Genomic DNA, 17445 nt, shown 5'->3' with positions numbered 1-17445 from the left:
ACAGGGACCTGGGCGGCGCGGGCCTCCACGGCGTGGGCGAGCCAGGGCTTGAGCAGGCGGGGCAGGGGGACGTCCTCCCATGCGGCGAGCCCCAGGGCGGCGAGCGCGGCGGGGACGAGGACCTTGCGAAGCGCGGGCGGCACGGTGAAGGGCCGGAAGGAGGCGGGGTGGCGGGACCGGGTGCGCGTCTTCGGGTTCATGGCAATCCCCTCGGGGCTGCTCTGGCTCGGCGGCGGGCGCCTGGAGCGGCGGCCCGGGGCCGCGCTGGTGGCGGCCCGAGACCTCCTATTGCGACCGGTGTGCCAACGGGTTTCCCCTCGGGAGGCCCGCGGGTGTGTCCCTGGGGCCACAGGCGGCGGGGGAAAAGCGTGGCAGGGGCGTGGGCCGCGTGCGACGGTCCGCGCCGCATGCGAATCGCGACCTGGAACGTGAACTCGGTGAGGGCTCGGCAGCAGCGGTTGGTCAACTGGCTGAAGAGCGCCCAACCAGACGTGCTGTGCCTGCAGGAACTCAAGTGCACCGACGCGGACTTCCCCTTCGACGCGGTGAAGGAGGCGGGCTACTTCGCCGCGGTGCACGGGCAGAAGACGTACAACGGCGTGGCCATCCTGGCGAAGACGGAGCCCACGGACGTGGTGCGGGGCCTGTCGGACGGGGTGGATGACACGCACGCGCGCTTCATCTCCGCGACGGTGAACGGCATCCGCGTGGTGAGCGCCTACGCGCCCAACGGGCAGCAGGTGGACTCGCCCGCGTACGTCTACAAGCTGGAGTGGTACCGGCGCCTGAGGAACTACCTGGACACGCGCCACAAGCCGGACGACCTGGTGGTGATGGGCGGGGACTGGAACATCGCGCCGGAGCCCATCGACGTGTACGACGTGGCGCAGTGGGAAGGGCAGACGCTCTTCACCCTGCGCGAGCGGGACGCGCTCCAGCAGGTGTGCGCGTTCGGGCTCACGGACGCGTTCCGCAAGCTGCACCCGGACGTGCAGAAGTTCTCCTGGTGGGACTACCGGATGCTGATGTTCCCCAAGAACAAGGGCGTGCGCATCGACCACCTGTTCCTCACGGCGCCGCTGGTGCCCCGGCTCACGGCGTGTGACGTGGACCGCGAGGAGCGCAAGGGACAGCAGCCGTCGGACCACGCGCCGGTGTGGCTGGAGTTGAAGGACTGAGTAGAGTCGGAGGCATGTCCGTCCTCCGACTTGAATGCACGAAGTGTGAACAGACGTTCGCGCCGGGCAAGGTGTGGAACCTGTGCACGGCATGTCAGGCGCCGCTGTTCGCGCGCTACGACCTGGAGCGCGCGGCCCGGACGCTGCGCAAGGAAGCGCTGCCCGGGCGTGAGCGTTCGATGTGGCGCTACCACGAGGTGCTGCCGGTGGACGACCCGGCGCACCGCCTGTCATTGGGCGAGGGCTTCACGCCACTGCTCTCCGCGCCCCGGCTGGGTTCGTGGCTGGGATTGCAGCGGGTCCTGGTGAAGGACGAGAGCGGCAACCCCACGGGCTCCTTCAAGGCGCGAGGCCTGTCCGCCGCGGTGTCCATGGCGAAGGCGCTGGGCGCGAAGGCGGTGTGTCTGCCTTCCGCGGGGAACGCGGGCAGCGCGCTGGCGGCGTACGCGGCGCGGGGCGGGCTGGAGGCGCACGTCTTCGTGCCGAAGGACATCGCGTCGTTGTTCCTGATGGAGACGCGGGCGTACGGCGCGCACGTGGAGACGGTGGAGGGGCTCATCTCCGACGCGGGCCGGGTGTGCGCGGGGCTGGCGAAGGAGCACGGCTGGTACGAGTGCGCAACGCTGAAGGAGCCGTACCGCGTCGAGGGCAAGAAGACGATGGGCTACGAGCTGGCGGAGCAGCTCGGGTGGACGCTGCCGGACGTCATCCTCTATCCGACGGGCGGGGGCACGGGGCTTATCGGGATGTGGAAGGCCTTCGAGGAGATGGAGGCGATGGGGCTCATCGGCGCGAAGCGGCCGCGCATGGTGGCGGTGCAGGCGGAGGGCTGCGCGCCCATCGTGAAGGCGCACGCGGAGGGCAAGCCGGACGCGCCCATGTGGCAGGGCGCGACGACGCACGCGCACGGCCTGCGGGTGCCCAAGGCGCTGGGCGACTTCCTCATCCTGCGCGCGGTGAAGGACAGCCATGGCACGGCGGTGTCGGTGACGGAGGAGGAGATCGTCCAGGGCACGAAGGACATCGCCGCGGCGGAGGGGCTGTTCGTGGCGCCGGAAGGCGGCGCGTGCGTGGCGGCGCTCAAGAAGCTGCACGCCGCAGGGGATGTGAAGCCGGAGGAGACGGTGGTCGTATTCAACACGGGCACGGGCTTCAAGTACGTGGAGAACATGGCGCCCTTGTGGTGAGCCTCCGGCGCTTGAGGGTCTCCGCGCTGGTTCTCTCCGTGATGCTGGCGGGGTGCGCATCCGCGCCCCTGCCCGCGCTGGAGGACTGGGGCGCGGCGGAGGAGGACCACGCCTGCGAGGGCGACGACCGGTGCGTGGCACTGGTCTGCGCGGATGACCTCTGTGGCCTCTATCGCTGCGAGGACACCGGAGTGTTGCTCGCGCGGGGAGGCATCCGGCCTCCCGTGTCGTCAGCGGCACCCGGGGCAGGTCCCCGGCGCAACTGGGGCAGTGCCCAGTCACTGCCGGGTGACCGGGACGCCATCTTCGTCATCCGTTGGTACAACCATCCCGCTCCGACTCCGCCTCTCGATGGCAGGAAGCCTTCAGGCTCGGGATGGGTGAAGCATCACCTCTATCCGCAAGAGCCGAACCTCGCGCGATTCTTCAAGCGTCGGGCAGGCATCAACGTACATGACTTCACGATGGTGATTCCTCGCGCTGAGCACGTGCGAATCCATGGTCCGGGAGGAAGGGGCGGTCTCTGGAACAAGACCTGGAGAGAGTTCGCGGAGAGCCATCAGAACGCGACGCCGCAACAGATCCAGAACCAGCTGGCCCGGATGATCGTCGACTTCAACCTCATGGGGCCCATTGTCCCGTACTACAACATGCAGTGATGTCAGGAGGACTTCATGAAGCTCTTCAGGCTGAAGGCTGCTGAAGGCCCTCGCTTTACAGGCTTCCTGGACGCAGGCCACCGGTGGGGATTGCCGGGAGGGCTGTGTCCCGTCTGTGGGTCCAGTCCTGGGGGACTGGGAGAGGCGTATCCCTCCGTGGATCTCTCTGGCTGGGCCCACAGGGGAGACCTCGCGGAAGCAAGGCAGGTACCGCTCGAGGAGTATGAGCGCTTGCGTGATCTCCTCCGGGCCCAGGTGCCCTTCGAGGCGCCATTGCTACCGGGGGCCGAGTTCGGTCCGCTCATCGGGAAGGCCTCGGGCAAGTGGAGCGCGCTCGATCTCCCGGACCCCTGGACCCTGGTGATGCGGAGCGAGACCGTGGATCAGCTGCGTGAAGCGGGCATCGCTCTTCGCGTCAGCAAGATGGACCTCCGGTTCCGGAGCAAAACGGAGGTGGATCTGCGGGAGGTCGAAATCCATTGCCGGGGCCGCCTGCACGACAGCTGTTTCCCGGGCGGACGTGAACGCCCGTGCGAACGGTGCGGCCGTCAGGGCGACTCGCTTCCTGCCGCGCCCATCCTGGACGGTCGAACGCTGCCCACGGACCTGGAGCTGTTCCGGCTGAGTGACTTCACCACCGTCATCATCGCCACGGAGCGCTTCGTGGACGCCGTGAGCCGCTTCGAATTCGAAGGCGTCGTGTTCAAGGAACTCCCCGTCCTCTGACCGCGGCGTCGGCGTCCACGATGGGCAGCTCCACGGTGAAGACCGACCCCTGGCCTGGGGCGCTCTCCAACTGGATGGTGCCGCCGTGCGCTTCGACGAACTGGCGGACCAGCCACAGGCCGATGCCGAAGCCGCCGTAGTGCCGGTCGGAGACGGCGCGCTCGAAGCGCTGGAACAGCCGGACCTGATCCGCCGCGTCAATGCCGATGCCGTGGTCCTGTACGGTCAGCCGCGCGACCGAGTCCCTGCGCACGAGCGTCACCACCACGGGCCTGCCCGCGCCGAACTTGAAGGCGTTGACGAGCAGGTTCGTGAGGATGGCCTCCACCCGCAGCCGGTCGAACCGCCCCGTCACCGGCTCGGGCGCGCGCAGCTCCAGCGTGGACGCCGAGGAGGACCGCAGGCCCTCCAGCCGCTCGGCCACCTCGTGCGCCACCACCGTGAGGTCCACCGGTTCGGGCCGCAGCTCCAGCCGTCCGGAGGTGACGCGGGACACGTCCAGCAGCATCCTCACGAGCTCCGCGAGCCGGGACACCTGGCGGAGCGCGGCCTCCAGCTTGGGGCTGAACTTCGCGGCCTGCGTGGGATCCTCCGCGGCCTGCTGTACCGGCCGCCGCAGGCTCTGGAGCTGGAGCTGGAGCGACGTGAGGGGCGTGTTGAGCTCGTGGCCCGCGATGGAGAGGAACTCGTCGCGCGCACGAACCGCTGCCTGCAGCTCGTCGATGAGCCGCTTCCGCTCCGACACGTCCTGGATGATCTGCGTGTACCCGCGCAGCCGCCCCGTCGCGTCCAGCAGCGGCGTGAGCGACGTCTGCGCCCAGAAGCGCGAGCCGTCCTTGCGCACCCGCAGGCCCTCGCCCGTGGACTGCCCGCGCCCGCGCGCCTCCTGGAGCGTCGCCTCCGGCCCGCCCCGTGCGATGTCCTCCGGCGTGAAGAGGCGCTCGAACGGCAGCCCGATGAACTCCTCGGCCGTATAGCCCTGGACCTGCTGACAGCCCGGGCTCCAGCTCGTGATGCGGTGCTCCGTGTCCACGGAGAAGATGGCGTAGTCCCGCACGCTCTCCAAAATCTGTCGTTGGAGCGCCTGGCTCTCCGCGAGCGCCAGCTCCATCCGCCGCCGCTCGCGCCGGACCTCCGCCTCGCGCAGCTCCCGCTCTACGGCGGCTGGCAGACGGGTGGTGTTGCCCTTGGCGTAGAAGTCCTGGGCGCCCGCGCGCATCGCCGCCACGGCGACGTCCTCGCCCACGCTGCCGGACACCAGGATGAAGGGGATGTCCTTGCCGCTCTCCTGGAGGATGCGCAGCGCGTCCAGCCCGGTGAAGGCGGGCATCGTGAAATCGGAGATGACCACGTCGAAGGTCTGCGTGCGCAGGGCCTCGCGCAGCGTGTCCGCCGCCTCCACGCGCACGCACGAGGGCTCGAAGCCTCCCCGCCGCAGTTCGCCCAGGGTGAGCTCCGAGTCGTCCTCGCTGTCCTCCACCATGAGGACCCGCAGCAGGGGGCTCATCACACCACCTCGCCCTGGGCCATGGCGCGGTTGAGCGTGGTCCAGTAGACCCCCAGCTGCTTCGTCACCTCGATGAACTCGTCGAAGTTCACCGGCTTGCGGACGTAGGAGTTGGCGAAGTGGCGGTAGCTCTCACGCAGGTCGCGCTCCTCCAGCGAGGAGGTCAGCACCACCACGGGGACCTCGCGGGTCCGCGGGTCGGCGCGCATGCGCTGCAGCACCTCGTGCCCGCTCACTCTCGGGAGGTTCAGGTCCAGGAGGACCACCCTCGGCTGTTCGCGCACGTCGCGGCCCGCGTGGGCCCCCATCCCGAAAAGGTAGTCGAGCGCCTCCACGCCGTCGCGCGCGACGACCACCTGGGCGCTCAGCCCCGCGCGCTCGAAGGCGATGAGGGTGAGGTCCACGTCATCCGCGTTGTCCTCGACGAGAAGGATGGTGCCGCACCTGGCATTCATGGGCTGTCTCCGAGGGTGAAATAGAAGGTCGCACCCTGATCCACCGCGGCCTCGGTCCAGAGGCGTCCGCCGTGGCGTCTCACGATGCGTTGCACGGTCGCAAGTCCTATCCCGGTGCCGGGGTACTCCGTGGCGTCGTGCAGCCGCTGGAAGGGGGCGAAGAGCTTGTCGCTGTAGGCCATGTCGAAGCCCGCGCCGTCATCCCGAACGAAGAACGCGCCGTCGGCCTTCCCCACCTGGATGTGCCCCGTCTCGCGCCGCCCGGTGAACTTCCACGCATTGCCGAGCAGGTTCTCGAAGGCGACGCGCAGCAGGCGGTTGTCGGCGCGCGCGCGCAGGCCGGGGGCGACGCTCACCTCCACGGCACGCGTGGGGTCGCGCGCCCGCAGCTCCTCGGCCACGGAGGCGGCCAGGCTGCTCACGTCCACGTCCCCCCGCTCCAGCGGCGCGCGCGACAGCCGCGACAGCTTGAGCAGATCGTCGATGAGCTGCCCCATGCGGCCGGCCGCCGCGCGCACGCGGGCCAGGTAGCCCCGCCCGCGCTCGGAGAGGGCCCCGGCCACGTCCTCCTCGACGAGCCGCAGGAAGCCGTCGATGCCGCGCAGCGGCGCGCGCAGGTCATGCGACACCGAATAGCTGAAGGCCTCCAGCTGGGCGTTCGCCTCCTGCAGCTCCGTGGTGCGCGCGGTCACCTGCGCCTCCAGGCCGCTGGCGTGCAACTCGAGCTCGCGGCGCAGCCGTCCCTGCTCCAGGGCGATGGCCACCTGGGCCGCCACCTCTTCGGCCACCTGGGTGGCCATGCCGTCGAAGGCCTCCTCGCGCGTGCTCGTGAGCTGGAGGGCCCCCTGGCGGCCCCCTCCCAGCGTGAGCGGCAGCTCCAGCCAATGAGGGCGCTCCCGTGGGGACGCATCGCTGGCGGAGCGGAGGCGCTCGTGGCGCAGGGCCTCCGGGGCCTCGGCGCTCACGGTCCAGCGGGAGACCTCCGCGCCCGGCTCGATGATGAGCAGGCTGGCCTCGTCGCACCCGACGAGCCGGCGCAGGGAGGAGAGCGCGGTGCGCGCGACGTCCTGCAGGGAGACGGCCTGGAGGATGGCCCGGTCGATGGCGTGCAGCGCCTCCAGGCGCTCCGCGTACCGGCGCAGCTGGGCCTCGGCCTGCTTTCGCTCGGTGATGTCCGTGGCGATGCCGCCCACCGCGAACGCGTGCCCCTGCGCGTCGAAGAGCGGGAACTTGATGGAGAGGTAGGTGCGCTGCTCGCCGCCCGGCATGGGGACCACCTCTTCGCGCTCCACGACCCGCCCGTGGTGGAGCACCTCCTGGTCGTTCGCGCGCACCGCCGTCGCGATGGCCGACGACAGGAACTCCTCGTCCGTGCGCCCGAGGGGGCTGCCCGTGATGCCGCCCGTCACCTCCGTGAAGCGGCGGTTCACGAGGAGGTACTCGCCCGTCATGCTCTTGAGGAAGATGGCGGCGGGCGAGTTCTCCACGATGGCGTGGAGCCGCGCCTCGCTTTGCCGCAGCTCCTCGTGGAGCCGCGCCTGCTCCAGCGCGAGCGCGGCCCGGTCCGCGACCGCCATCACGACGCTCAGGTCGTCCCCGGTGGGCTGCCGCACCCGCCCCGTCCAGCCCAGCGACAGCAGCCCCACCTTGCGGTCGCGCACGATCAGCGGGACGAGCGCCACGCTCCGTGGATCCAACCGGGCGAGTGCCTCGCGCTGCCGCTGGGTGCCGGCGAGGCGTTGGCGGACCTCCGGGGTGACCGTCAGGAGCCTGGGGCTGCCGCTCCGCAGCGCCTCGGCCGCAGGGTTGTGCGCGTCCAGGTCGGGCGTCGGCGGGAGCGCCTCATCGAGGAGCGGGCGCAGCGTGGGGTCCGGCGTGAAGACGGCCATCCGCTCCAGGCGGCCCGTCCTGGCGTCCAGCAGGTCCAGCACCCCGTGGTCCGCGAGCTGCTCGGACGCGAGCTGGACGATGGACTTCGCGATCACATGAGGGTCGAGCGACTCCGACAGCAGCCGTCCTGCCTCCACCAGGACCGTCTGCACGGCGGCGGCCCGCCTGCGCTCGGTGATGTCCGTGTTGGTGCCCATCCACTCGCGGATGCTCCCATCCGCGTTGAGGACGGGTGCCGCGCGCGCGAGCACCGGGGTGTAGGTGCCGTCGGGCCTGCGCACGCGGTATTCCACCTCGTAGAGACCGCGGCGGGCCAGCGCCTCCTTCCAGACGCTCGCCGCCTGCGCCCGGTCGTCCGGATGCAGCGCGTTGAGCCACCCGTAGCCCTTCATCTCCTCGAACGTCTGGCCGGTGAAGGCCCGCCAGCTCGCGCTGTCCTCCTCGATGAGGCCCTCCGCGCTGGTCGTCCAGACCACCTGCGCGATGGCGAGGACGAGCGAGCGGAAGCGCGCCTCGCTCTCCCGCAGGGACTGCTGCGCCCGCCGTGGGGCCGTCACGTCGCGGAAGAAGACGGAGATGCCGTCCTGCACCGGGAACACCCGCGCCTCGAAGTAGGCCTGGAACGGCGGATAGAACTCGACGAACTCGACGGGCTGCTGCGTCTCGATGACCTGCCGGTAGTAGCGCTCGAAGGCCGAGCCCAGGGTGGCCGGGAACACGTCCCACAGGCGTCGGCCCACGAGGGACTCGCGAGGGAGGCCCATCACGTGCTCGCCCTCCCGGTTGACGTACAGGAAGCGCCAGTCCGCATCGAGCGTGAAGGAGGCATCGGACATCCGCTCGAGCACTTCGATGAGCCGCGCGTCGGCCACCCGCCGCGCCTCGTCCGCGGCCCACCGGGCGGCGCTCGTACGCTCGACCTCCGAGCGGGCTTGCTCCGCTTCAAGCCGGGCCTGTTCGTTGCGGAGGTAGGAGTCCCTCAGCGCCGCGCCGACCCAGGACAGCAGGGCCGCCACCACGACGAAGACGAGCGCCCGGAGGAAGTCCTCCAGCAGGGGAGGGCGGGTCGCGACCATCGGGAAGTAGGGCAGGAGCACGAAGCCGGCGACGTTCAGCACGGTCGTCACCAGACCCGCGCCAACACCGCCATACAGGGCGCTGAGGATGACGCCGCTGAGCGGCACGACGAAGAAGTGCCCGCCCACCCAGGGCTCGAGCAACGTGGAGAGGACGGTGCTGACCAGGGCGGCGACAACCGCCACGGAGAACCGCGCGGTCCGGGAGCGCGGCGCGGTGAGGAGCTGTCTTACGGCGTCTCTCACTCCCTCCGTCCCTGTCGCGCGTGCTCAGCCATGTCGTCTGAGTCGTGCTCAGTCGCACGCGTGCGCGCAACCCTTTGATTCACGCATTGTCACGGACAGGCCTTTCCCGGTGTCTCAGGCCTCCTCACGGGTACGTCGAACGCCTGCTCCCAGGCCAGCCGAGCCTGCACAACGGACCCTCAGCTGACCTACGGCGTCACGTCCAGCCGGGTCCAGTCCGCGGAGACCCGAAGCTCCAGCACGCCGTTCTCGAAACGGTGTGCACGCGCCCCCGTGACCTGTTTCACGGACTCCAAGCCATACACGCGGAGGGTCTCCTCCGTCCGGACACGGGGCAGCGCTCCCGTCTCGCTCCGCTCCAAGCGCAGCACGCCGCCCGTCACACCGCCGCGCAGCACCGTGAGCCGTGACTCGCCGTAGCCGTCTCCGGCGTCCTCGTACAGTTGGCCGTGCACCTGCGGCGCCGCGTGCACGTGCCACTCCAGGTGCTTCCAGTTCGCGTCCGTGGTGTGCAGCGCGGGCCGTGTCAGCGCCACCGCGCCTCCCGCGCGCAGCCACACCGGCACCGTGTCCAGGGGCCCGTCCGCGATGACGTGCTGTCCTCCCTCGAGCACCGCTCCCGTCCGCTCCAGCCCCGGCCACTCCAGCCATGCGCCCGCCGGCAGATACGCCAGCCGCTTCGTCTGTCCGGGCCGCACCACCGGCGCCACCAGCAGGTCCTTCCCGAACAGGAACTGATCAAACGCTCCCGCCGCCTCCGCGTCCCCAGGCGCCTCCATCAGCAGCGGCCGCAGCGGCGCAATCCCTGTCTCCGACGCCTCGTGCATCAGCGTGTACAGCGTGGGCAACAGCCGGTATCTCCGCTCCAGCGCCGCTCGCGCCAATGACAGATACGGCTCGCCGTATCGCCACGGCTCCTGCGGCGACGTGCCCTTGCCCGCGTGGTTGCGCATCAGCGGGTAGAACGTGCCCGTTTGCATCCAGCGCACCAGCAGCTCGCCGTTCGCCCGGCCGATGAAGCCCGGGATGTCCACCCCCGTGAACGCCACCGCCGCCAGGCCCAATCCCATCAACATGGGCAAGGACGTCTCCAGTTGCGTCCAGTGGCTGGAGTTGTCCCCCGTCCACACCGCCGAGTAGCGCTGGATGCCCGCGAACCCCGCCCGCGTCAGCAGGAATGGCCGGGCCTCCGTGCGCAGCTCGCGCAGGGCCTCGAACGCGCCCTTCACCATGCCCAGCGCGTAGACGTTGTGCACCTCCAGGTGCCGCTTGTCCCCGTGCCGGGCGTCGTAGGGCAGCGTGTTGCCCTCCACCTTGCCCACGCCCTCGGAACGCTCGCTCGTCAGCGTGAGGATGCCCACGTCCGGCTGCACCGCGAAGCAGGACGGCTCGTTCATGTCATTCCAGAACCCCGCCATGCCCAGCGCCACGAAGTCGCGGTGCAGGCCGCCCCACCAGCGCTGCACCTCCGGCCGCGTCAGGTCCGGGAACACCGCGGGCCGGGGCCACACCTCGCCCACCAGCACGCCACCCCGGTCGTAGCGCACCAGGTAGTCGCGCGCCTTCGCCTCCTCGTACACGCTCCAGCCCGGCTCCAGCTTCAACGCCGGGTCGATGATGGGCACCAGCCGCACGCCTTGCGCCGCGGCCTCGCGCACCAGGCCCGCGGGATCCGGGTAGCGCGCCCCGTCCCAGGTCCAGACCTTGTACCCATCCATGTAATCGATATCGAGATACACGCAGTCCAGCGGCAGGCCCCGCTGCCGGTAGCCCTGGATGACGCCCCGGATGTCGTCCGCGTTCTCGTAGCCCCAGCGGCTCTGCTGCGCGCCCAGGCTCCACAGCGGGGGCAGGGGAGGCCGCCCCGTCAGCGCCGCGTACCGTTGCACCACGTCCGCCACGCCCGGCCCCGCGAACAGGTAGCAGTCCAGCTCCGGCCCCCACGACTCCCACGCCACCCGCGACGCGTGCGCGAGCGCCACGTCCACCTCCGAGCGCCACGACTCGTCCAGGAAGAACCCCCACGCCACGCCCTCGCGCAGGCCCACGAAGAACGGAATGGATTGGTAGAGCGGATCCGTGTCCGGGTGGTGCGGCACCACGTCCGTGTTCCAGAACGTGAAGTGCATGCCGCGCTTGTCCAGCGGCCCCACCTTCTCCCCGAAGCCCAGGTAGCGCTCCCCTTCAGGCGCCCGCAGCGCCAGCCGCGCGCGCTGCCGGCTCATCGGATACGCGGCCTGCACCTCCCCGGACACGTCCACGCAGCGCGCCAGCTCCCGTCCCCGCGCGTCCCGGAAGCGCCACGTCCCCGACTCCACGTCCACCTCCAGGGACACGCCCTCCGCCTCCACGCGCACCCGGTCTCCGTCGCGCTCCACCGTCAGCGCCTGGCCGCCTTCCGCGATGACGGACCAGGAACGCTTGCCGGGCAGCTCGGGATGGAGGAAGCCGACCTCCGACGACACCGGCGAGTGCCGCAGCCGCAGCACCCCGGGCAGCGGACACGACACCTCCAGGACGGCGTGCCGGCCGGACAGGCGCAGCCGGTAGGGTTCGACGTGGGCGTCAGCGACGTGCATGCCTCGCAATTTAGGGAGCGCGCGCGGCCCGCACCCGCCTTTCCTTCCGGGCCCGTGCCATGCTGTCCACTGCCATGACGCCGCCCCCGGATCCGCTGCCGTTCCCGGACAGCCTCTGCCATCGCTGCGCCGCGCCGCCCCGCTACGTCCAGACGCGGACCTCCACCTTCATCATGTGCCCGCTGCTGCCCCAGAAGTACGCGCCCCAGCCGGTGCGCGCGTGCTCGCTGTTCCGCCCCCGCGAGCCCGGCGCCGCGCCCACGTAGCGTCCACCCGGCTCCAACGGCGAGCAGGCAGCGGGGCGCGAGAGGCACCCCGTGCGGGCGTCCGTACCTTTGTCCCAAGCAAAGGAGGCCCCATGGCCAGCCGTCGGAAGACCCACGCCGCGCCCCGCCGCAAGCACGCCGCCGCCACGCCCGCGAAGCGCGCGGCCCGCAAGAGCCACGCGTCCGCCAGCGCCAGCGGCCGGTATACGGACCCCGCCCTCCGCGAGCGCCTCAAGAAGCGCATCCTGAAGGGCGAGAAGGGCGGCCGCGCCGGCCAGTGGAGCGCGCGCAAGGCCCAGCTCCTCGCCGCCGAGTACAAGAAGGCCGGCGGCGGCTACCGTGGCGGACGTGGCACCGCTCAGCGCCACCTGTCCTCCTGGACGAAGGAGGAGTGGGGCACCCAGGACGGCGGCACCCGCGCCCGCCACGGGCGGACCACCGCGCGTTATCTCCCGAAGAAGGCCTGGGCCCACCTGAGTCCGGCCCAGAAGAAGGCCACCGAGCGCCGCAAGCGCGCGGGCTCGAAGGCGGGCCGCCAGTTCGTCGCCAACACGCCCGCCGCACGCCGGGCGAGGAAGCAGGCCACGAAGCGCCAGGCCGCGCCGGCCCGCTCCTGAGGGCGTGCGACAGGTCCCGCGAGGACGGCCCGCGCTCGTGGCATAGAGTGCGGACCTCCTGGCGCGGGGGACTCGCGCGCCCAGGGGGACGGAGAGGACGTCATGGACTGCGACTGGCTCATCATCGGCTCGGGGTTTGGCGGCAGCGTCAGCGCGTTGCGGCTCGTCGAGAAGGGCTATCGCGTGGTGATGCTGGAGAAGGGCCGGCGCCTCCAGGGCCAGGACTTCCCCAGGTCCAACTGGAACCTGAAGCGCTGGCTGTGGATGCCCCAGCTCGGGTGGCGCGGCCTCTTCAAGATGACCTTCTTCCGCCACGTCACCGTGCTGTCCGGCGTCGGCGTGGGCGGCGGCTCGCTGGTCTACGCCAACACGCTGCCCATCCCGAAGGACGACTTCTTCGACGCCTCCTCCTGGGGCCATCTGGCGCCGTGGAAGGAGGAGCTCGCGCCGCACTACGCGACCGCGCGCCGCATGCTGGGCGCCACCGTCAACCCGCTCACCACGTACCCCGACCAGGTGCTCAAGGAAGTGGGCCAGGACCTGGGCCGCACGGACTTCCAGGCCACCTCCGTGGCCATCTACTTCGGCGAGCCCGGCGTCACCGTGAAGGACCCCTACTTCAACGGCGAGGGCCCGGACCGCACCGGCTGCAACGCGTGCGGCGGCTGCATGCTGGGCTGCCGCAACAACGCCAAGAACACGCTCGACAAGAACTACCTCTACTTCGCGGAGAAGCGCGGCCTCACCCTCCACGCGGACACGGAGGTGACGTGGGTGCGCCCCCTGCCGGGCGGCGACGGCTACGAGGTGACGGCGAAAGAGGGCACCGGCTTCTTCCGGAAGACGCGCCGCTTCACCGCGAAGCACGTCATCTTCGCGGGCGGCGTGCTGGGCACCATGGACCTGTTGCTCAAGCTCAAGGACGCGAAGGACGGGCTGCCGAACCTCTCCGAGCGCGTGGGCGACGGCGTGCGCACCAACTCCGAGGCGCTCATCGGCATCGTCAGCGGCAACAAGCAGAAGGCTCGCGACCTGTCCCGGGGCATCGCCATCGGGTCCATCCTCCACACCGATGAGCACTCGCACCTGGAGCCCGTGCGCTACCCGGAGGGCTCCGGCTTCTTCCGCCTGCTCATGGCGCCCCACGTCCCCGGCGCCACCGCGTGGACGCGCGTGGCCCGCCTGGTGGGCCTGCTCGCGCGAAAGCCCCTGCGCTTCCTCCAGGCGTGGTTCGTCCCGGACTTCGCGCGCCGCACGATGATCCTCCTGTACATGCGCACCATGGAGGGCCACCTGCGCATGCGCCGGGGCCGCGCGCTCACCACCGGCTTCCGCTCCGGCCTCACCACCGGCCTGCAGGAGGGCCCCGCGCCCACCGCGAACATGCCGGAGGCCTTCGACCTGGCGAAGCGCGTGTCCGACAAGCTGGATGGCTACCCCATGACCATGGTCAGCGAGACGCTCATGGGCATCCCCACCACCGCGCACATCCTGGGCGGCGCGTGCATGGGGGACTCGCCAAAGACAGGCGCCATCGACTCACGCCACCGCTTGTATGGCTATGAGGGGCTGTATGTGGTGGATGGCGCGGCCATCTCCGCCAACCCGGGCGTCAATCCCTCTCTCACCATCACCGCGCTCGCCGAGCGCGCCATGACCTTCATCCCCGCCGCCCGCGAGCTGCCCCGGGGCGACACCGACGCCACGCTCGAGGCGCCCCGGCAGCCCCAGGCCGCCGCCTCCTGACGCTGCCCCGCGGGGCGTGTACGCCGCGGGCCCCTGTGCCCCCTTGAGACCCGGGGCGCTCCCAGTGGACAGAGCTGAGCGCGGGCCTCGTACTGCGGTCCCGGATGCGCTCGCTTCGGTGGCCACAGGGATGGCCAGGATGTCATTGTTAGCGGGCAATGCACGGGATGGAGCCGCCCTCTGGCTCCGTCTCACACCGTCGGCGTGGGTGGGCGCCGGCAGTGTTCAAGCTTCGGCATTCCTCGTGCCCCCGGGCAGCATGGTTGGTTCAGGGAGTTCCGTGTAGTCCGTATTTTACAGGGTTAATCGCTTCCGCCACCATTCCGGTCGGGTGAAGAGATGACTTCGTCCATGCCAGCCTTTTCCTTTCATGCTCCGGCGAAGGTCTCTCCGTGTCTGGAAGGACGGGCGGCGGCGCTTCTGGCATTGCAGCTGCGTGACTCTCGCAAGCGGGTGGATGGCCTGTTCACCTGGCTGATGCTGGGGCAGTGGGCGGCGGCGGTGCTGGTGGCGGTGTTCGTGTCTCCCCATGGCTGGGAGGGCAAGGTGCGCGCGCCGCACCTGCACGTGCAGACGGCGGTGCTGCTGGGCGCGGCGTTGAGCGTGTTCCCGGTGATGCTCACGCGCCTGCATCCGGGGGAGGCGGTGACGCGTCACGTGGTGGCGGTGAGCCAGATGCTCTGGTCCGCGCTGCTCATCCACCTGACGGGGGGCCGCATCGAGACGCACTTCCACATCTTCGGGTCGCTGGCGGTGCTGTCCTTCTACCGCGACCCGAAGGTGCTGCTCACCGCGAGCCTGGCCATCGTCGCGGACCACTGCATGCGGGGCGCGCTGTGGCCGGAGTCCGTCTACGGCCAGCTGCACCCGGAGTGGTGGCGCTTCCTGGAGCACGCCTTCTGGGTGGCCGTCATCGACGCGGTGCTGCTCGTCGCCTGCCGGGACGCGCTGCGCGACATGGGGGAGCGGGCCGGGCGCCAGGCCCTGGCGGAGGCCGCCAGTGAAGAGGAGCTGGCGCTGCGGACGGGGCAGCTGGACGCCGCCGTGCGCGAGGTGCACGCCTTCCGCGACCACGCGGAGCGGCTGGAGCGGCTGGCGTCGCTGGGGCAGCTCACCGCGAGCGTCAGCCACGAGCTGCGCAACCCGCTGGCGGCCGCGCGCACCGCGCACGCGTTCGTCCTGCGCCGGCTGAGCAAGGCGGAGGACTATCCGTCCGACCCGCGCATCCCGCGCTTCCTGGACATCATCGACCGGGAGCTGCAGGCGTGCTCGGTCATCATCTCCGACCTGCTGGACTACGCGAAGGGCCGGCCTCCGCGCCGCACGCCCTGTCCGCTCAAGCCGCTGGTGGAGGAAGCCATCAGCGTGGTGCCCCGGCGCGAGGGCGTGCGCGTGAACAACCAGGTGCCGGACGGGCTGCCGGTGCCGCACCTGGACCGCGAGCAGTTCCGCCAGGTGCTGGTCAACCTCATCCAGAACGCGGTGGAGGCCATCCCGCCGGAGCGCACCGGGACGGTCTGCGTGCACGCCGACGCGCGGGGCGAGGGCGGCTGGAGCCTGCGCGTGACGGACGACGGGCCGGGCATCCCCGCGCCGCTGCTGGAGCGCATCTTCGAGCCCATGTTCACCACCAAGCTGCGCGGCACCGGGCTGGGGCTCGCCATCGTGAAGCGCCTGGTGCAGGGGCACGGCGCGCGCATCCAGGCGGAGAGCGACTTCGGCCATGGCTCGCGCTTCACCGTCCTGTTCCCGGACGCGTGCGCGCAGGCGGCCGGAGTGGCGGCGCATCCCTGAAGAGAGAGTGCAGCGGCAGGTTGGCGACTCGCCGTGGGGCGTGGGCCCACGCGAACATGGAGGATGCACATGCATGCACAGGCGAAGCCGTTCCTGGAAGCGGGCTCAGTGGACGCGGACTGGGCAGTGCGGCGAATGGCGGCGACGGAGCAGGACACCGCCCGGGGCATGTTCTTCCTGGGAGTGCTGGAGTCGGTGCGCACCGGCGTGGGGGAGGAGGCGCTGGCCACGTGCCGGTCCGTCACCGACGAGCGCCGCTTCGTGGGCTTCTTCAACTACCCGGTGGCCAGCCTCCTCAAGCTGACGCAGGTGGCGGCGCGCCTGCTGTCGCCGCGGTGGGGCGGGTTCGACGAGTCGCTGCGGCAGATGGGCATGCAGGCCACGCGCAGCTTCCTGGAGTCCGCGGTGGGGCGCACCTTCCTGCTCCTGGCCGCGGGGGACGCGCGCAAGCTCGTGACGAACCTGCCCTCCGGCTACCAGATGGCGGTGAGCTACGGAGAGCGCTCCGTCGACTGGAAGGGGGAAGGGGACGCCCTGTTCGTCATGCGGCGCGACTTCATGCCGGCGGCGTACCACGAGGGGGTCCTGCGCGAGGTGCTCACCATGGTGGGGGTCCGCAACCCGCGCGTCCAGGGGCGCAAGCTGGGCCTGCTGGACACCGAGTACCACATCACCTGGGAAGCGCCCGTCGTGATACCCGCGGGAGCACCGAAGGAGTCGCGCTGGCGGATGTTCCAGTAGGCCGCGGGGGGACCGGGCGTGGGGGCCTGGTCCCCCACCGTCCAGACGCCCGGAAGGTGCGAGCCCGGCCGCCGGGCGTTACGCTTACGGCCCATGTGTGGCCGAGTCACCGTCCGGACCTCTCCCGCGCAGCTCGTCGCCGAGCTGGAGCTCGCGGGCGCGCGCGCGACGCTGGAGCGCGAGCGTTTCAATCTCTGTCCCACGCAGCTCTTGCCCGTGGTGCCCAACGACGGCGCGCGGCTGCTGGACGTGTTCCGCTGGGGGCTCATCCCGTCCTGGGCGAAGGACGCGTCCATCGGCAACAAGCTCATCAACGCGCGCGGTGAGACGGTGGCGGAGAAGCCCAGCTTCCGCTCCGCGCTGAAGCGCAGGCGGTGCCTGGTGGTGGTGGACGGCTGGTACGAGTGGAAGCAGTCCACGAAGCCCAAGACGCCGTACTTCTTCCACCACCGCGACGGAAAGCCCCTGGCGCTGGCGGGGCTCTGGGAGGAGTGGACGGCGCCGGACACCGGCGAGGTGCTGCGCACCTGCACCATCATCACCACCGGCCCCAACGCGCTGATGGCGCCCATCCACGACCGGATGCCCGTCATCCTGTCGCCGGAAGGCCAGTCGGTGTGGCTGCGCCCGGAGCCCCAGGAGGCGTCCGTCCTCCTGCCGCTGCTCGTGCCCGCGCCGGAAGCGCCGCTGGACGTCTACGAAGTGGCGCGCGGGGTGAACTCACCCGCCAATGACAGCCCGGAGTGCGTGGCCCGCATCGCGGCCTGACCTGTTCCCG

At 70.8% G+C, this 17445-nt stretch carries 14 protein-coding genes and 1 pseudogene; 10 read left to right on the top strand and 5 right to left on the bottom strand.

Annotated elements, in window-relative coordinates; translation table 11 throughout:
• A pseudogene (locus tag D7W79_RS00540) lies at nucleotides 1-200 on the bottom strand (tetratricopeptide repeat protein); the annotation flags it as partial.
• 207 nt (nucleotides 201-407) lie between these two features.
• Here D7W79_RS00540 and xth point away from each other — a divergent pair.
• Genes xth through sitI6 form a run of 4 tightly spaced genes read left to right on the top strand, consistent with a single transcriptional unit; the run spans nucleotide 408 to nucleotide 3750 of the window.
• Entirely contained in the window at nucleotides 408-1178 is a 771-nt protein-coding gene (gene xth / locus D7W79_RS00535) for an exodeoxyribonuclease III (RefSeq protein WP_120523347.1), read from the top strand.
• Nucleotides 1179-1192: 14 nt separating this feature from the next.
• On the top strand, nucleotides 1193-2365 hold the full coding sequence (locus D7W79_RS00530) for a threonine synthase (protein WP_120523346.1): 1173 nt from the start codon (nucleotides 1193-1195) through the stop codon (nucleotides 2363-2365).
• 11 nt (nucleotides 2366-2376) lie between these two features.
• The gene (gene sitA6 / locus D7W79_RS00525) at nucleotides 2377-3024 is read left to right on the top strand and encodes a SitA6 family polymorphic toxin lipoprotein (RefSeq protein WP_208729600.1); all 648 of its coding nucleotides are present in this window, start codon (nucleotides 2377-2379) and stop codon (nucleotides 3022-3024) included.
• 15 nt (nucleotides 3025-3039) lie between these two features.
• Nucleotides 3040-3750, top strand: a complete 711-nt coding sequence (gene sitI6, locus D7W79_RS00520; protein WP_120523344.1) for a SitI6 family double-CXXCG motif immunity protein — start codon at nucleotides 3040-3042, stop codon at nucleotides 3748-3750.
• On the opposite strand, the gene D7W79_RS00515 is transcribed toward sitI6, so the two are convergent.
• From D7W79_RS00515 to D7W79_RS00500, 4 genes are all read right to left on the bottom strand, one after another.
• Nucleotides 3728-5257 (bottom strand): sensor histidine kinase, encoded by a 1530-nt coding sequence (locus D7W79_RS00515; protein WP_120523343.1) that lies wholly within the window; start codon nucleotides 5255-5257, stop codon nucleotides 3728-3730. The genes sitI6 and D7W79_RS00515 overlap by 23 nt on opposite strands.
• Nucleotides 5257-5712, bottom strand: coding sequence for a response regulator (locus D7W79_RS00510; RefSeq protein WP_120523342.1), 456 nt, complete (start codon nucleotides 5710-5712; stop codon nucleotides 5257-5259). Before D7W79_RS00510 ends, D7W79_RS00515 begins: the two co-directional genes overlap by 1 nt.
• Entirely contained in the window at nucleotides 5709-8924 is a 3216-nt protein-coding gene (locus D7W79_RS00505) for a PAS domain-containing protein (RefSeq protein WP_120523341.1), read from the bottom strand. The genes D7W79_RS00510 and D7W79_RS00505 overlap by 4 nt, the downstream gene beginning before the upstream one ends.
• Nucleotides 8925-9112: 188 nt before the next feature.
• Nucleotides 9113-11503 carry a glycoside hydrolase family 31 protein gene (locus tag D7W79_RS00500; RefSeq protein WP_120523351.1) on the bottom strand — a complete coding sequence of 797 codons (2391 nt, stop codon included), beginning with the start codon at nucleotides 11501-11503 and terminating at the stop codon, nucleotides 9113-9115.
• 59 nt (nucleotides 11504-11562) lie between these two features.
• Here D7W79_RS00500 and D7W79_RS00495 point away from each other — a divergent pair, with 59 nt between their 5' ends.
• The 6 genes from D7W79_RS00495 (at nucleotide 11563) to D7W79_RS00470 (ending at nucleotide 17435) form a co-directional block, all read left to right on the top strand.
• Nucleotides 11563-11769 (top strand): hypothetical protein, encoded by a 207-nt coding sequence (locus D7W79_RS00495; RefSeq protein WP_171435039.1) that lies wholly within the window; start codon nucleotides 11563-11565, stop codon nucleotides 11767-11769.
• A 92-nt stretch (nucleotides 11770-11861) separates the two neighbouring features.
• A complete protein-coding gene (locus D7W79_RS00490; RefSeq protein ID WP_120523339.1) occupies nucleotides 11862-12386 on the top strand; it encodes a hypothetical protein in 525 nt (174 codons plus the stop codon).
• A gap of 102 nt (nucleotides 12387-12488) precedes the next feature.
• A complete protein-coding gene (locus tag D7W79_RS00485) occupies nucleotides 12489-14132 on the top strand; it encodes a GMC family oxidoreductase (protein ID WP_120523338.1) in 1644 nt (547 codons plus the stop codon).
• A 351-nt stretch (nucleotides 14133-14483) separates the two neighbouring features.
• A complete protein-coding gene (locus D7W79_RS00480; RefSeq protein WP_120523337.1) occupies nucleotides 14484-15926 on the top strand; it encodes a sensor histidine kinase in 1443 nt (480 codons plus the stop codon).
• A 69-nt stretch (nucleotides 15927-15995) separates the two neighbouring features.
• On the top strand, nucleotides 15996-16667 hold the full coding sequence (locus tag D7W79_RS00475) for a DUF2378 family protein (protein WP_120523336.1): 672 nt from the start codon (nucleotides 15996-15998) through the stop codon (nucleotides 16665-16667).
• A gap of 93 nt (nucleotides 16668-16760) precedes the next feature.
• Nucleotides 16761-17435: an SOS response-associated peptidase gene (locus tag D7W79_RS00470; RefSeq protein ID WP_120523335.1), complete on the top strand. Its 675-nt coding sequence runs from the start codon at nucleotides 16761-16763 to the stop codon at nucleotides 17433-17435.
• Nucleotides 17436-17445 lie beyond the last annotated feature (10 nt).

This window comes from Corallococcus exercitus (assembly GCF_003611585.1).
Classification (GTDB): Bacteria; Myxococcota; Myxococcia; order Myxococcales; family Myxococcaceae; genus Corallococcus; species Corallococcus exercitus.
This window is presented reverse-complemented; position numbering and strand designations above follow the sequence as displayed.

Coding starts and splice junctions, on each gene's coding strand:
- xth (WP_120523347.1), top strand. CDS start 408: ATGCGAATCGCGACCTGGAACGTGAACTCGGTGAGGGCTCGGCAGCAG.
- D7W79_RS00530 (WP_120523346.1), top strand. CDS start 1,193: ATGTCCGTCCTCCGACTTGAATGCACGAAGTGTGAACAGACGTTCGCG.
- sitI6 (WP_120523344.1), top strand. CDS start 3,040: ATGAAGCTCTTCAGGCTGAAGGCTGCTGAAGGCCCTCGCTTTACAGGC.
- D7W79_RS00515 (WP_120523343.1), bottom strand. CDS start 5,257: ATGAGCCCCCTGCTGCGGGTCCTCATGGTGGAGGACAGCGAGGACGAC.
- D7W79_RS00510 (WP_120523342.1), bottom strand. CDS start 5,712: ATGAATGCCAGGTGCGGCACCATCCTTCTCGTCGAGGACAACGCGGAT.
- D7W79_RS00500 (WP_120523351.1), bottom strand. CDS start 11,503: ATGCACGTCGCTGACGCCCACGTCGAACCCTACCGGCTGCGCCTGTCC.
- D7W79_RS00495 (WP_171435039.1), top strand. CDS start 11,563: ATGCTGTCCACTGCCATGACGCCGCCCCCGGATCCGCTGCCGTTCCCG.
- D7W79_RS00490 (WP_120523339.1), top strand. CDS start 11,862: ATGGCCAGCCGTCGGAAGACCCACGCCGCGCCCCGCCGCAAGCACGCC.
- D7W79_RS00485 (WP_120523338.1), top strand. CDS start 12,489: ATGGACTGCGACTGGCTCATCATCGGCTCGGGGTTTGGCGGCAGCGTC.
- D7W79_RS00480 (WP_120523337.1), top strand. CDS start 14,484: ATGCCAGCCTTTTCCTTTCATGCTCCGGCGAAGGTCTCTCCGTGTCTG.
- D7W79_RS00475 (WP_120523336.1), top strand. CDS start 15,996: ATGCATGCACAGGCGAAGCCGTTCCTGGAAGCGGGCTCAGTGGACGCG.
- D7W79_RS00470 (WP_120523335.1), top strand. CDS start 16,761: ATGTGTGGCCGAGTCACCGTCCGGACCTCTCCCGCGCAGCTCGTCGCC.